This window comes from Streptomyces sp. NPDC002838, from assembly GCF_040295365.1.
Classification (GTDB): Bacteria; Actinomycetota; Actinomycetes; order Streptomycetales; family Streptomycetaceae; genus Streptomyces.
This window is the reverse complement of record NZ_JBEOVF010000026.1, coordinates 86863-100803: the sequence shown is the minus strand read 5'-3', so window position 1 is coordinate 100803 and position 13941 is coordinate 86863. Positions and strand designations below refer to the sequence as shown.

Annotated in this window: 11 protein-coding genes and 1 riboswitch; of the genes, 2 read left to right on the top strand and 9 right to left on the bottom strand. The window is 71.6% G+C overall.

The features are described 5' to 3' along the window. Positions 1–54 precede the first annotated feature (54 nt). The 5 genes from ABT063_RS29530 to ABT063_RS29510 all read right to left on the bottom strand — a co-directional run bounded on the left by ABT063_RS29530 (position 55) and on the right by ABT063_RS29510 (position 5345). Positions 55–654, bottom strand: coding sequence for a GTP-binding protein (locus tag ABT063_RS29530; RefSeq protein ID WP_351062403.1), 600 nt, complete (start codon positions 652–654; stop codon positions 55–57). Further along, on the bottom strand, positions 632–1003 hold the full coding sequence (locus tag ABT063_RS29525; protein WP_351062402.1) for a DUF742 domain-containing protein: 372 nt from the start codon (positions 1001–1003) through the stop codon (positions 632–634). Before ABT063_RS29525 ends, ABT063_RS29530 begins: the two co-directional genes overlap by 23 nt. A gap of 2 nt (positions 1004–1005) precedes the next feature. Then, the gene (locus tag ABT063_RS29520) at positions 1006–1440 is read right to left on the bottom strand and encodes a roadblock/LC7 domain-containing protein (protein WP_351062400.1); all 435 of its coding nucleotides are present in this window, start codon (positions 1438–1440) and stop codon (positions 1006–1008) included. A gap of 68 nt (positions 1441–1508) precedes the next feature. Further along, entirely contained in the window at positions 1509–3629 is a 2121-nt protein-coding gene (locus ABT063_RS29515) for a sensor histidine kinase (protein ID WP_351062399.1), read from the bottom strand. A gap of 444 nt (positions 3630–4073) precedes the next feature. Then, entirely contained in the window at positions 4074–5345 is a 1272-nt protein-coding gene (locus tag ABT063_RS29510) for an MBL fold metallo-hydrolase (protein WP_351062397.1), read from the bottom strand. Positions 5346–5536: 191 nt separating this feature from the next. On the opposite strand from ABT063_RS29510, the gene ABT063_RS29505 reads away from it, so the two are divergent. Both ABT063_RS29505 and ABT063_RS29500 read left to right on the top strand, forming a co-directional pair. Continuing rightward, complete coding sequence (locus ABT063_RS29505; RefSeq protein ID WP_351062395.1) at positions 5537–6715, top strand: glutamate dehydrogenase; 1179 nt, start codon at positions 5537–5539, stop codon at positions 6713–6715. Positions 6716–7560: 845 nt separating this feature from the next. Then, on the top strand, positions 7561–8220 hold the full coding sequence (locus ABT063_RS29500) for a TetR/AcrR family transcriptional regulator (protein WP_351062393.1): 660 nt from the start codon (positions 7561–7563) through the stop codon (positions 8218–8220). A 211-nt stretch (positions 8221–8431) separates the two neighbouring features. On the opposite strand, the gene ABT063_RS29495 is transcribed toward ABT063_RS29500, so the two are convergent. The 4 genes from ABT063_RS29495 to ABT063_RS29480 all read right to left on the bottom strand — a co-directional run bounded on the left by ABT063_RS29495 (position 8432) and on the right by ABT063_RS29480 (position 13768). Next, positions 8432–9217, bottom strand: a complete 786-nt coding sequence (locus ABT063_RS29495; protein ID WP_351062463.1) for an SGNH/GDSL hydrolase family protein — start codon at positions 9215–9217, stop codon at positions 8432–8434. A 145-nt stretch (positions 9218–9362) separates the two neighbouring features. Next, positions 9363–10082 carry a DUF6250 domain-containing protein gene (locus tag ABT063_RS29490; protein WP_351062391.1) on the bottom strand — a complete coding sequence of 240 codons (720 nt, stop codon included), beginning with the start codon at positions 10080–10082 and terminating at the stop codon, positions 9363–9365. 194 nt (positions 10083–10276) lie between these two features. Next, on the bottom strand, positions 10277–11230 hold the full coding sequence (locus ABT063_RS29485) for a M23 family metallopeptidase (RefSeq protein ID WP_351062389.1): 954 nt from the start codon (positions 11228–11230) through the stop codon (positions 10277–10279). A 4-nt stretch (positions 11231–11234) separates the two neighbouring features. Next, positions 11235–11393: riboswitch (cyclic di-AMP (ydaO/yuaA leader) on the bottom strand. A gap of 305 nt (positions 11394–11698) precedes the next feature. After that, positions 11699–13768 carry an alpha-galactosidase gene (locus ABT063_RS29480; RefSeq protein ID WP_351062461.1) on the bottom strand — a complete coding sequence of 690 codons (2070 nt, stop codon included), beginning with the start codon at positions 13766–13768 and terminating at the stop codon, positions 11699–11701. Between the last annotated feature and the right edge of the window lie 173 nt (positions 13769–13941).

Genomic DNA, 13941 nt, shown 5'->3' with positions numbered 1-13941 from the left:
CTCCGTCGCGGTGGACGTAGGTCATATGCGGCTCCGTGGCGGTGTGTGCGTGGGTCACATGTGGGCGCCGTGGCTGGGCGCGACGGCCGGGCTGTGGGCGATGAGGTGTCGTACGAGGGTGAGCAGGGTCTGGACCCCGGAGCTGGAGATCCGGGCGTCGCAGCGGACGATGGGGATCTCCTCGGGGAGGTCGATGGCGGCGCGGACCTCCTCGGGGTCGTACCGGTACGAGCCGTCGAACTCGTTGATCGCGACGATGAAGCCGAGGCCACGCTGCTCGAAGAAGTCGACGGCGGCGAAGCAGTCCTCCAGGCGACGGGTGTCGGCGAGGATGACCGCGCCCAGCGCACCCTCCGAGAGCTCGTCCCACATGAACCAGAACCGCTCCTGCCCGGGCGTGCCGAACAGGTACAGGACGTGTTCCTGGTCGAGGGTGATGCGGCCGAAGTCCATGGCCACCGTCGTCTCGACCTTGTTCTCGATGCCGTCGAGGCTGTCGGTCGCGGCGCTGACCGTGGTGAGCAGTTCCTCCGTACTGAGCGGCGCGATCTCGCTGACCGCGCCCACGAAGGTCGTCTTGCCGACTCCGAACCCTCCCGCCACCAGGATCTTCAGTGCGGTGGGGAAGGGGTCAGAGCTGTCGTCGTAGTCCATCGAGCACTGCCTCCAGAAGGGCCCGGTCAGTCGGGTTTTGGTGGAACTCGGGGAGCTTGGTGGTCAGCGCCCCGCAGTCGACGAGGTCCGACAGCAGCACCTTGGTGACCACCGCCGGCAGCTTCAGGTGGGCGGCGACCTCGGCGACCGAGACCGGGGCGCGGCACAGGTCGAGCGCCTGCGCGTGCTCGGGGCCGAGGTAGCCGAGGGGGGTGGCTCCGGTGGCCATCACGTGCGACAACAGGTCGAACGCGATGGTGGGCCGGGTGCGACCGTTGCTGACCGTGAAGGGGCGCACCAGCCGTCCGGCCGCTTCATCGAGCCAGGGCCCGTCGCCGGTCGCCGTCACGCTCAAGGCCTCATCGCCGTGGGTTCGACGGAGTGCTGCCGGGGTGCGGTCACCAGGTAGGGGCGGACGCTCTTGACCAGCATCGCCATCTCGTAGCCCAGCACGGCCGCGTCGGCCTCGCGGCCGGCGAGGACGGCGAGACAGGTGCCGGAGCCGGCGGTCGTGACGAACAGGAGGGTCGAGTCGAGTTCGACGACGACCTGGCGGACGTCGCCGCCGTCGGCGAAGCGGACGCCGGCGCTGCGGCCGAGGGAGTAGAGGCCGGAGGCCAGGGCGGCCATGTGGTCGGCGCTGTCGGGGTCGAGGCCGTGGACCGACTTCACGAGCCCGTCGCTGGACAGCAGGACCGCGCTGATGGTGTGCGGTACGCGCTGCACGAGGCCGCTCATCAGCCAGTCGAGATCGGATACATGGCCGGTCGGCGCTTCGCTCGCCATGGTGGATCGACTCCTTGAGGTACGAAGGTCTGCGGGAGCGCTGGGGGTGGGGGTGGAAGCGGGGGTCATCATCCGGCGGGTGCGCTCCCGTCGTGCCGGGTGGTGTGGTCGAGGTCGAGGTCGAGACCGGGCGCGGGGACGCTGCCCCGCAGGCCGCGCGCCTCGTGCGACGCGGGCCCGTGCCCAGGGCGCGCCTCGGTTATGTGGGCCGACTCCGTGTGCGCGGAATCCATGTGCACGGGCCCCGTGGAGGCCGATCCCCGGTCCAGGGAGGCTGAACTGACGTCTGTGTGGGCTGAACCCATGGGCGCCGGCCCCAGGGGAATCGCCCCGCGATGTGCGGTGCCCCCATGTGTCGAGTGTGTCGAGTCATGTGCCGATTCGAGACGCGCCGTCTCCCGGTGGACCGACCCCGTTCGCGTCGTCGGCTCGTCGTACGTCGGCTCCAGGTGCTGCTGGGCCTCGGCGAGGTCGATGCCCCGTTGGAAGGCCGCCATCAGACCCGGGTCGTGGCCGGCCAGGTACTCGGAGTCCTGGCGCGGCGCCGGTCCGTCGCGCAGCTGCGGCGCGATGTGCTCCTGGGCCCGGCGCCGGGGAAGTTGGGGCTTGCCCATGGTGCCGCGCACGGCGCCGTTGCGGGGGGTGGGCGGTGTGGCCGTGTTCTCCGCGACGATCCGCCGGTGGTCGGGCCTGATGCCGGGCCGGGCCTCGGCCGGATTGGGCCGCTCCTGGTGGACCCCGCGCACGGGCAGCGGCGCCGGTCCTCCGCTGCTGGGCGCCGGGGGCGTGGTCCGGACGGCCTCCCCCGCCGTCGGAGGCTGGGTGTCCCGCTGCCGCGGACGCGGCACGGCGGGTGGGACTGACGGCGTGCCCCGGCCTCCCGCCTCGGTTCCGGGCTGCGGACGCTGCTGCGCCGCCGCGGTCGGCTCGGGCCCGCCCGCCGTGGTGTCCTGCGGCCGCGGTACGGCTCCGGGGGCGGCCGGCGCCGTACCCAGCAGTGCCTGCGGCACGACCAGCACGGCCTGGACCCCGCCGTAGATGTTGGACTGCAGGCGGACGTGGATGCCGTGCCGCTTGGCGAGTTGCGAGACCACGAACAGCCCGATGCGGCCGTCCGCCAGCAGGCTGGCCACGTTGACCTGGTCCGGGTCGGCGAGCAGGGCGTTCATACGGTGCTGCTCACCGACGGGCATGCCGAGCCCGCGGTCCTCCACCTCGACGGCGAGTCCCGAGGTGACGAGGTTGGCGCGCAGCAGCACTTGGGTGTGCGGGGCGGAGAACACCGTGGCGTTCTCGACGAGTTCGGCCAGCAGGTGGATCACGTCGGCGACGGCGTGGCCGCGCAGCTCGCCGTCGATCGGCGGCACGAGCTTGACCCGGGAGTACTGCTCGACCTCGGCGATGGCCGAGCGCAGCACCTCGGTCATGGACACCGGGTTGCTCCACTGCCGGCGCGAGACGGCGCCGCCGAGCACGGCGAGGTTCTCGGCGTGGCGGCGGATGCGGGTGGCGAGGTGGTCGACGTGGAAGAGGCCCTTGAGCAGGTCGGGGTCCTCGATCTCGTTCTCCAGCTCGTCGAGGATGGAGATCTCCCGGTGCACGAGCGACTGCAGCCGTCTGGCGAGGTTGAGGAAGACCTCCAGCTTCTGCTCGCTGCCCGCCTGGCTGGAGAGCTGGGCGGCCTGCACGACGGCGGTGACGGCGCCGTCGTGGGCGCGGGCCAGGTCGGCGGCGAGCAGTTCGAAGTCGTCGGCGTCCTCGGGCGGGCCGCTGCGCGACTTGCGCTGGGGCGGTCCGTCGCCGCGCCTGAGTGCCTCGAGCAGGGCCCGCAGATCGGCCTCGCCGCGAGCGCTGCTGCGGCGCAGGGCGGCGACGCGGTCGCTCACGGACCGGGCGGCGCGATCGGCGGCCACGGCGGCGATCAGGATGCCCGCGCAGGTCACCGAGACCGCTCCGGCCAGCACACCCCAGAGGGTGAGGCTGGGACGTGCTCCGGTGGAGCGGACGGTGAACAGGACGGCGGCGCAGCCGCTGAGGGCGACGGCGACGGGCGGCAGCACGGCGAGACGCAGCAGTTGGGGCCGTATGTGGGTCTCGGGCAGCGCGGTGACGGCGCGGGCGGCCGGCCGGCCGTGCCGCCCGCTCTCACGGCGGTCTGCGCGTGCGGCCGGGGCGCGGAGGTGAGACATCGGTGTCCTCGTCGTACTGGTCCGTCGGGCCTGATGGCCGGGGGGCCTCGGGTGAGTCCTGTCGGGTTCGCCGGTCCCGGTGCGCTGCGGTCGAACAGGGGCGGCCCCCATCGTGTCGACTCCCTCCTGCGCCGCGCGGCTGCGTCTGCCAGCCCCGCTTCCTGATCCGGTCCGTCGAGAGAGCCGACTCGGCCCTGCGTCGCCCGACGGACACTCACAGTAGTCGCACCTGCATCATGTGCGGTGGGCAGTTGACAAACTCATACGGAGAGCTTCCCGCTCTGGTATGAGGCTTCGTACGACAGACCGATAAACCCCTCATCGATACGCCTCCGAAGAACAAGTCATCGATCAGACCTGGTCAGAAGCGGTCACGGAAAACGGCGAGGGCCGGAGAGCTCCTCGCTCTCCGGCCCTCGCCGTTTCACTAATCTCCGTCCGCGCTCAGCCCGCCGGGACGGTTTCGGGGTCTCCCGTCCCCTCGCCCGCACCCTTCCGAATGTCACTGTCCGTATCGGCTTTGGCCTGCTCTCCCGCCGCCGAGTCGGTCGTCTTCTTGATCGCCACCTCGGTGAGCACCTCGGCCGCCGGCCACCCGCCGGTCGGCGCCATGGCCACCCCTCGCCACCACGGTTCGGCCGGGACCGTCTCCGCCGTGGGCTCGAAGGGCTCGCCGGGCCGGGGCAGGGCGATCGGGGCACCCGCCGCGCGGGCAGCCGCGAGCGTGCCCTCGCCGGGCTCCGCCCACGGGTGGGTGGCCAGATTGAAGGTGGCCCAGTGGATCGGCAGCAGCACGCCGTGCGGCTCGCCGCCCTGGAGATCGAGGTGGGCGCGCGTGCCCTCCTCGGGCGTCATGTGGATGTCGGGCCAGAAGTCGCTGTAGGCGCCGATCTGGATCATCGTGGCGTCGAAGGGGCCGTGCTCGGCACCGATGTCCTTGAAGCCCTCGAAGTAGCCGGTGTCACCGCTGTGGTAGATCCGGTGCTCGTCCCCGGCGACGGCCCAGGAGGCCCAGAGCGTGTGCTGGGTGTTGCGCAGGCCGCGGCCGCAGAAGTGGCGGGCCGGCGTGGCGGTCAGGGTGAGCCCGCCGACCTTCGTCGCCTCGTGCCAGTCCAGCTCGCGCAGCCGGTCGGCGGACACACCCCAGCGCTCGAGGTGGGCACCGACGCCGAGCGGCACGGCGAACAGCGTGTCGGTGCCGGCCAGCGCCTTGATCGTGGGCATGTCCAGGTGGTCGTAATGGTCGTGCGAGATGACGACGACGTCGACCGGGCCGAGCGCGGCCAGCGGCAGGGGCACCGGGTGCAGCCGCTTGGGCCCGGCGAAGGGGAACGGGGAGCAGCGCTCGCCCCAGACGGGGTCGAAGAGCACGCGCTGCCCGTCTATCTCCGCGAGCACGCTGGAGTGCCCCATCCAGGTCAGGCGCAGGCCGGTGGCGGGGGGCTCGGCGATGTCGGCGAGCGTGGTGGCGTGCAGCGGGACTGTGCCCTTCGGGGCACGGCGGGGCCGCTGGTCCTTGTCGAAGAAGACCTTCGCGAACTCCAGCATCGAACCGGAGGGCCGGGTGCGGGCGGTGCCCCCGGGGTTCTGGAAGACCCCGTCCTTGAAATGGGGCGATCTGCGGATGCGCGCCAGGCGCTCACCGCTCGGGTCCGCGCCGAAGGCCGCGGGCCGCAACGCACGGAGCCCGGAGCTCGGGGGACGGAAACCGGTCACGGTGTACCTCCAGGTGGAGTCGGTGAGGCATTCCATTATGGTCGGCCGCTCTGACAACCGGATTGCCCCCTTGTGATCGTTCGGCACATTGACAGGACGGGACGCCGCTCCGGATACTGACTCGTCATTCAGTAACCAGCCTGTGACGGGCAGCCCGCGGCCCCGGAGGCTCGTCGTCCCCGGGAGACCGCATGACCGCCCCTGTGATGTCCCTCACCTGGACCGACCACCTCACCGGTCGTCAGGGTTTCCTGGTCGTCGACCGGCTGGTGCGCGGCGTGTCCAGCGGCGGGCTGCGCATGCGCGCGGGCTGCACGCTGGAGGAGGTCACCGGGCTCGCCCGCGGGATGACCATGAAGGAGGCCCTGCACTACAACCCCGAGGGCCGCTACGTCCCCCTGGGCGGAGCGAAGGGCGGCATCGACTGCGATCCGCAGGATCCGGGGGCGTACGGACTCCTGGTGCGGTACCTGCGCGCCATGCGGCCGTACATCGAGAGCATGTGGACCACGGGCGAGGACCTCGGCCTGACCCAGGACCTGGTGGACCGGGCGGCCATCGAGGCGGGACTCGTGTCGTCCGTCCAGGCCGTGTATCCGCTCCTCGACGACGAGGCCGCGGCACGGCGGCGGCTGGCGGACGCGTTCGCGGTCGAGGTGGACGGCATCGGGCTCGACGAACTGGTCGGCGGCTGCGGGGTCGCCGAGTCGGTGCTCGCGGCCCTGGACCGGGCCGGTGTGCCGTACGCGGGCACGCGGGTCGCCGTGCAGGGCCTGGGCACCATGGGCGGGGCCACGGCACGCTTCCTCACGCGCGCGGGACTCACGGTCGTGGCCGTCGCCGACATCAAGGGCACGATCGCCGACCCGGCCGGGCTCGACGTCGAGGCGCTGCTCGCCGCGCGGGACGCGTACGGCACCGTGGACCGCTCCGCACTGCGCCCCGAGGACCGCGAGCTGCCCGGTGAGGCCTGGTTGTCCGCCGACGCGGAGGTGCTGGTGCCCGCGGCCGTCTCTTACGCGATCGACACGTCGAACCAGGAGCGGATCGGCGCCCGCTGGATCGTCGAGGCGGCCAACATGCCGGTCCTGCCGGAGGCGGAGGAGCTGCTGGCCGCGCGTGGCGTCACCGTGCTGCCGGACGTGGTCGTCAACTCGGGGACGAACGCCTGGTGGTGGTGGACGCTGTTCGGAGACATCGGCGCGGACGCGGAGGCGGCGTTCGCCCACACGCGCCGCTCGATGCGCGCCCTGGTCGAGCAGATGCTGGCCCGCGCGGAGGCCGACGGCACGACACCCAGGGCCGCCGCGCACGCCCTGGTCGCGGACCGGCTGCCGGTGATCGCCGAGCGGTTCGGGTGGTACCGGTGAGGCGGGATCGCCGGGGCTCTGCCCCTTCGGCCCGGCCAGGGGGCTCCGTCCCGCCGGCCCCCCCTGTCCTTCACCCACCGCCACCCGACTCGGTCGGCCATGAGGTGACCCCTCGCCCTGGGGCTCCGCCCAGACCCCGGCGGGGACTCCGCCCCCCGCGCCCCTCCCAGGGCCCCGCTCCCGCCCCCGCCGAGGCTCCAGCCCCGGCCCCCCATTGGGGCTCCGACCCCCGAACCCCGCTGAGGCCCGATCCCCGAACCCCACCGGGTCCCGCCATCCCAGACCCCCGCCGGAGACTCCACCCCCTGCACCCCTCCCAGGGCCCCGCTTGCCGACCCCCGCCGGAGCCCCGACCCCGAACCCCGCTGGCCCCGGCTCCCCGAACCCCACCCAGGGGCCCGCCCCCTGCACCCCTCCCAGGGCCCTGCTCCCTGCACCCCTCCCAGGGCCCCGCTCCCGCCCCCGCAGGAGCCTCCAGCCCCGAACCCCGCCGGAACTCCGACCCCGAACCCCACTGGCCCCGCCTCCCCGAACCCCACCCAGGGGCCCGCCCCCAGACCCCGCCGGAGACTCCGCCCCTGCACCCCTCCTGGGGCCCGCTCCCGCCCCCTGCAGGAGCTCCGCCCCCGAACCCCACTGGGCTCCGCTCACCCCCTGGACCCCGCCGGGGCCTGCCCTGCCCCCACTGGGACTCCGCTCCCGATCCCGCGGCCTCGCCCCGGCCACGCCGGAGCTCCCGCCGGCCCCACTGGGGCTGCGCCCGCAGGCCCGTGCCCCGATCCGCCCGCCCCGAAGCAGCCGGCCTCCCTCCGCCACCGTCGCCGCCGACGGAATAGGCTGACCGCGTGGTGAGAGTGCGGTTGAGCGTGGCGGAGCGGCGTGAGGAGCTGTTGCGGGCCGCCATCGAGCAGATCGAGGCGCGGGGCGTGGCGGCGGTCAGGATCGCCGACGTGGCCTCGGCGCTCGGCGTGAGCAACGCCCTGGTGCTCTATCACTTCTCCACCAAGGAGAAGTTGGTCGCCGCCGCGTTCACGTACGCGGCCGAGGACGATCTCGCCCGTCTGCGCAAGCTGCTGGGCCGCCGTACGACGGCGCTGCGCCGACTGCGCGCGGCCGTGCGCTGGTACGCCCCGACGGGTCAGGCCAAGGGCTGGCGGCTGTGGATAGAGGGCTGGGCTGCGGCGCTGCGGGAGCCCGCGCTGCAGGAGGTCACGCGGGACCTCGACAGACGGTGGAAGGCGGCGATCGCCGACGTGATCGCCGAGGGCGTGGCCGCGGGCGAGTTCCGCTGCCCCGACCCGGGCGGCACGGCCCTGCGCCTGACGGCCCTGCTCGACGGGCTCGCCGTGCAGCTGACGTCCTACGCGGGTGCGGTGTCGCGGGCGCGGGCGCAGGAGTGGGTGGACGAGGCGCTGGCCCGGGAACTGGGGCTGGGGCGAGAGGCGTTGACGAAGGGACCGGTGAGCTCCCTGCCCGCGGTCGGTCCAGCCACTACACCGCGCTGACCCTGGCCGTCACCGGGTCCTCCCCGGCAAAAGGGGCCGGCTCGAGACAAGTTCTCGGTGCGGAGGTCGCTCTCGGCCGCATCCTGCTCGCGTACGACCATCAGCAGCGCGTTCGCCGTCCTGGTCTCCGCATCCAGCGCCGCAAGGGCGGTGCCGCCCCACCCTCGGAACCCGGATGCCCGGCCGGTGCCGTCCGGGCATCCGAAGCCCCTCAAGCCACCGAAGCTATCCGCGTCTTGATGTCGTGCGGCGACAGCGTGCCCTTGGCCGTCACATGGTCCCCCGACGACTCCCCGCGCAGCCGGCGGCCGATCCACGGCACCAGGTACTCGCGCGCCCAGTGGACGTCGTCCCGCCGCACCTCGAGCGTGCCGCGCTGCGGGAGCGGGGGCCAGGGCTGGTCCGGGTCGGCCGGGATCTCGAGGCCGAGGACCTGTCCGGCGCGCAGCGCCACGCGCGTGTGCCCCTCGGGCGAGAGGTGGAGCCGGTCGTCGTCCCAGGCCCGGCGGTCCTGCACGGTCTTCAGGGACCACAGGTCGAGGACCGGGCAGCCGTACCGGTCGGCGACGGCCCGCACATGCCCGTTGTAGGTGGCGATCTTGCCGCGCAGGTGCCTGAGCACGGGAACGCCACGAGTGTCGAAGCCGGTCGTCACCAGCACCGTGCCCGCGACGGCCGTGAGCCGGACGATCGCCCGCTCGAAGCGCTCGGCGACCTCGTCGGGGTCGGTGCCGGGCCGGAGTATGTCGTTGCCCCCGGCGCAGAACGACACCAGGTCCGGCGCCAGTTCGATCGCCTGCGGGACCTGTTCCGCCACGATCTGGTCGAGCAGCCTGCCGCGCACGGCGAGGTTCGTGTACTTGAAGTCGCCCTCGGGCCGCCGGTCCGCGAGCAGTACCGCGAACCGGTCGGCCCAGCCGACGAGCGCCCCGTCGGGTCCGGGGTCGCCGACGCCCTCGGTGAAGCTGTCCCCCACCGCCACGTACGACCCGATCACTGAACTGTTGTCATTCTTCGAATCGTCTGCCACGTCGGATCATGATTCCCCTTCGGATGTGAGCTACGCGACCGTAGGAAAGGGTTGACGGGCGGTGAGATAAGCCACTCTTCAAGGATTGGTCAAGCCCGGAATAGGCCGCTGATCAGCGGTGTTGGGGCATCCATCGCCACACCCGGAAGCCCCTGATCCGGAAGTGACTCCACACCGTCCGGAAGGCGAAGTGCCCTTCCGTGTACGGCTCCGGGTCGGTGTAGTCGAAGACGAGCCGCCCGTTGTTCCACCACTGGACCGTCGAGCCGTCGGAGACGATACGGACGCGGTGGGGCCGGTTGGCCACGAGCAGCGGCTCGGTGTAGTCGTGGACCAGCGGGCGGACGCCCGCCTCGCCGACGTATCGGCGCAGCCGGGTGGTGGTGTTGTAGTTGGCGCCGTATCCGGAGTAGTACGTCTTCAGGTGGTCGTACTCCGCCAGCGCCCCGCTCCTCGGTGTGGCGAAGAGGTCGTCCGGGGAGCGGACGTCGACCGCGTTCCAGAAGTTGTTGAGGTCCGAGACGCGGTCGTTGACGCCGCCCTCCGACACCGGCGTGGCGGTGTACTCCAGGATGTACGGCCCTTCGAGTCTCTTCTTGAACCAGACCGTCGCTCCACTCGGCACGTCGATCTCCAGCACGCCCCGGGACGCGGCGACGGTGCCACCGCCCTGGAGTTCGACGGCCCACCGGTCGAGTCCGTGCCGGAAGTCGTCGCGGGCGATGAGCCGGCCGCGTCGGTGGCCGGGCGTCGCGGTCGCCGGCGTGGGGGCGAGGGCCGCGAGGGCGGCACCGGCCGTCAAGGCTCCGAAAGCTCTGCGTGTGGTCGTCACGGGAACCTCCATAGGTCGCAGAAGGTAGCAGAAAGCGCTTGCAGTGCTACGGAGTTCACTTTGTTCCCTCCATCCCCTCCCTGTCGACACCCCAGACACCCCAGACACCCTGACACCGCGACACACCGAAGGCCGGACCCGGGGATCGGGGTCCGGCCTTCGGCGGCGTGTCAGGCAGGCGGTCGGGTGGGGCGTCAGCCGACGGAGACGCCCTTGGAGCGCAGGTAGGCGACCGGGTCCACGTCCGAGCCGTAGCCCGGGCCGGTGCGGATCTCGAAGTGCAGGTGCGGGCCGGTCACGTTGCCGGTCGCGCCCGAGAGGCCGATCTGCTGGCCCGCGGTCACGGACTGACCGTTCGAGACGGAGATCGAGGACATGTGGGCGTACTGGGCGTAGTGGCCGTCGGCGAGCCTGATGACGACCTGGTTGCCGTACGCACCGCCCCAGCCGGCGGAGACGACCGTGCCCGCGCCCACGGCCTTGAGCGAGGTGCCGGTCGGGGCCGCGAAGTCGACGCCGGTGTGGTACCCGCTGGACCACATGCTGCCCGCCACGCGGTAGGCGGTGCTCACGGCGCCGGACACGGGCGTGCTGAAGCCGCTGGAGGTGCCGGTGGCCTCGGAGCTCTGCTCGGCGGCCGTCGAGTTCGACTTCGCCGAGGAGGACGACTTCGGCGCCGCGGACGAATCCGACGAACCAGACGCCTTGGAGGAAGAGGACGGGGCGGACGGCGCCTTGGTGGTGCCAGTCGTCGCCTTCTTGCCGAGCGTGAGCTTCAGGCCGGGGTGGATCAGCGACGGGTCGTCGCCGACGACTTCACGGTTGTCGGCGTAGAGCTTCTTCCAGCCACCGCTGACGTTCTGCTCATCGGCGATCTTGGCGAGATAGTCGCCGGCCTTCACCGAATAGGTCTTCACGCCTTCGGCCTTAGCGGCCTGCTTCTTTTCAGCCACCACCTTTTCGGCCTTCCGAGTGGCCGGAACGGACGACTGAACGGCCTTTTCCGAAACGGACTGACCGGTCGCGGCATGGGCGCCGGTGGCCCCCAGAAGCGGGAGGGCGAGCGCGGCGCCGCCGGTTCCGGCGACGGCGATGGAGCGGGTGAAACGCTGGGACTTGGGACGGCGGTGCTTACCCTTCGCGGGCATGGCGAATTCCTCTCCGGCGCCTACGAGGTGAGCTGTCGGGTGCGGACTGGAGATGCCCGGCCGCGCCGAAGCGCGGCTTTACCCCTAGCCTGTTCCGGAGACCGGAGCAGGCGGTTGTGCCTGTGGGTCCCCCGCTCCTGCCGTGTACGGGTGATTGTGTGCGGGCTCCGGGCGGCGGCAGGATTGGGCGTCCGTCCGGATCGGTGGTGAACGTAAGCGACCCAGACGCACAGGGACAAGTAGAGGTTGCCTGTGAATGCGTCCGAGTTGATCCGTTACGAGAATTCCCCGTCACCCTGCGTGAATTTCCGAACCTCTCTTTTGGTCAAACGCCCTTGAAAACCACGTAAATTACGTGAACATGACGGGCGACGCTCGGTCACGAATATGACACTCCTCACGTGACCCTCTCAGCTCCCTTAATTCCAGAAGGAGTTGGAATGAAGGACGCTAATTCGGGCAGAAGCCTCAGATGCGACGCAGCCGGAGAACCGTCGCATCAAGGTCACCCCGCAGCCCCGTCCGCATCCCGTGGTGCAGCAGCACCGCACCCCGGTGAACTTCGCCCGTTTCGCGGCATTCATACGACGCTGTCGGGTCGAGGCCGCGCAGCCGCACCGCCGGAACGGGCTCGCCGTAACGCTGCGCCTGGAGCCAGGCGAGGACGACCGTCTCGTCGCCGAGCACGTACTGCACCGCGCTCAGCCCGCCCTCCGGAGGCCGCAGCCGGTAGAGGTCGCCGCGCTGCACGAGGGGCCGGATCTCCTTGTAGAGACCCACCCAGTCGCGGGCTTCGGCGAGTTCCTCCTCGGTCCACCGGGCGAGGTCGCCGCCGACCCCGAGCACCCCGGCCATGGCACTGACGAACCGGAAGCGCAGCGAGCTGACCCGGCCGTTGAGCATGGCGTTAGGGCTGTCGGTGACCCAGGCCGCCATGACCCGGGCCGGGTGGATCTGACTGAAGCCATGCTGGATGGTGAGCCGGTCGAGCGGGTCGGTGTTGTCGGAGGTCCACACCTGGTCCGTACGGCTCATGACACCGAGGTCGATCCGGCCGCCGCCGCCCGAGCAGGACTCGAAGGCGACGCCCGGGTGGGCGGCCCGCAGCCGGTCCAGGAGGCCGTACAGGGCGTGCACGTGGTCGACCCACAGGCGCTGCGGGTAGGGCTCGCCGGGCCAGCCCGCGTCGGTGAAGCAGCGGTTGAAGTCCCACTTCACGTAGTCGATCGGGGCGCTGGAGAGGAGCTCGTCGAGCTGCTCCCAGAGGTACTCCTGAACGTCCTCGCGCGCGAGGTTCAGTACGAGCTGATTGCGGAACTCCGTCCGCTTTCGTCCCGATTGGTGCTGCACCCAGTCCGGATGGGCCCGGTACAGGTCGCTGTCCGGGTTGACCATCTCCGGCTCGACCCAGATACCGAACCGCATGCCGAGCCCGTGCACGTAGTCGCCGAGGGGCTTGAGGCCGCGGGGGAAGCGGTCCGGGTTGGGCGTCCAGTCACCGAGTCCGGCGCGGTCGCTGGTACGCGCCCCGAACCAGCCGTCGTCGACCACGAACAGCTCGACGCCCATCGCCGCGGCCCGCCGCGCCAGCACCCGCTGCTGTTCCTCGGAGATGTCGAACTCCGTGGCCTCCCAGGAGTTGAACAGGACCGGCCGGTCCCGGTCCGCGTCGGGGATGACGTGCGCGCGCTGGTAGGCGTGCCAGGCCCGGCTCGCCCCGCCGAGGCCGCCGTCGCTCCACAGGCCGGCGAAGACGGGCGTGGTGAAGGACTCCCCCGCCTCCAGACGGAGCAGACCGGAGTCGTCGTACCCGGTCCCGCCGGTGATCTGCACGCGCGCGTCCGGGAGTTGGGCCACGGCGATGCGCCAGGAGCCGGACCAGCCGAGGGCACAGCCGTAGACCTCACCGCGTTCCTCGGTCGCGTCCGTGTCGAGCGCGACCCAGGGCAGGTGCTGGTGCCCGGTGTGGCCTCGCCGGCTGCCGATGACCTTCTCGCCGTAGGTGAGAGGGGAGCGCACGAGCCGGGACTCCGCGGCCCAGCGGCCGTGCAACTGGGACAGCCGCCAGCCGTCGCGGTCGGGCAGGGTCCAGGTGGCGGAGTCGGCGCGCAGGAGTTCCACCGCGGGTCCCTCGTTGTCCAGGGTCACCCAACGCTCGACGACGTCCTCCCGCATGCGGTAGTGCAGCGTGATCGCCAGCCCGCCGTCACGGAACCGCAGCCGCAGCTCCTCGCCCTCGGTGCCGTACGCCTCGAAACGCCACTCGGTGCCGCGCCCCTCCTCGGCGCGCACCGACAGGGCGGGACGCACGAAGCGGGGGCCGCCCTCGACCGGGTACTCCTCGCGTCCGTCGAGAGGGGACTCGAAGGCCCAGTAGTCCGGCAGCGGCCGTACGGCGAGCGCCTCGGCGTCGGCGAGGGCGATCCGTGGCCCCCAGTGCAGGTGGAGCAGCTCGTCGCCGTCGGTGAGATGGACGGCGTAACTGCTGGCCGGCCCGGACAGAATCCACGTACGGCCGTTCTCGGCGATCTCCAGCATCCAGTCCCTCACAGATACGAACAGACACGAACAGGTGCGCTCAAGCGTCAACATCATCAAGGGCCGTGAGCCCGCGGTGCAACGCCTGTGGACAACTCATTGCCCCAGGAATCCATGTCGTATGGTCGAGTGCGTGCCCGCCGCCGAGCCGCGCAGGCGGGATCGAAGGGGAG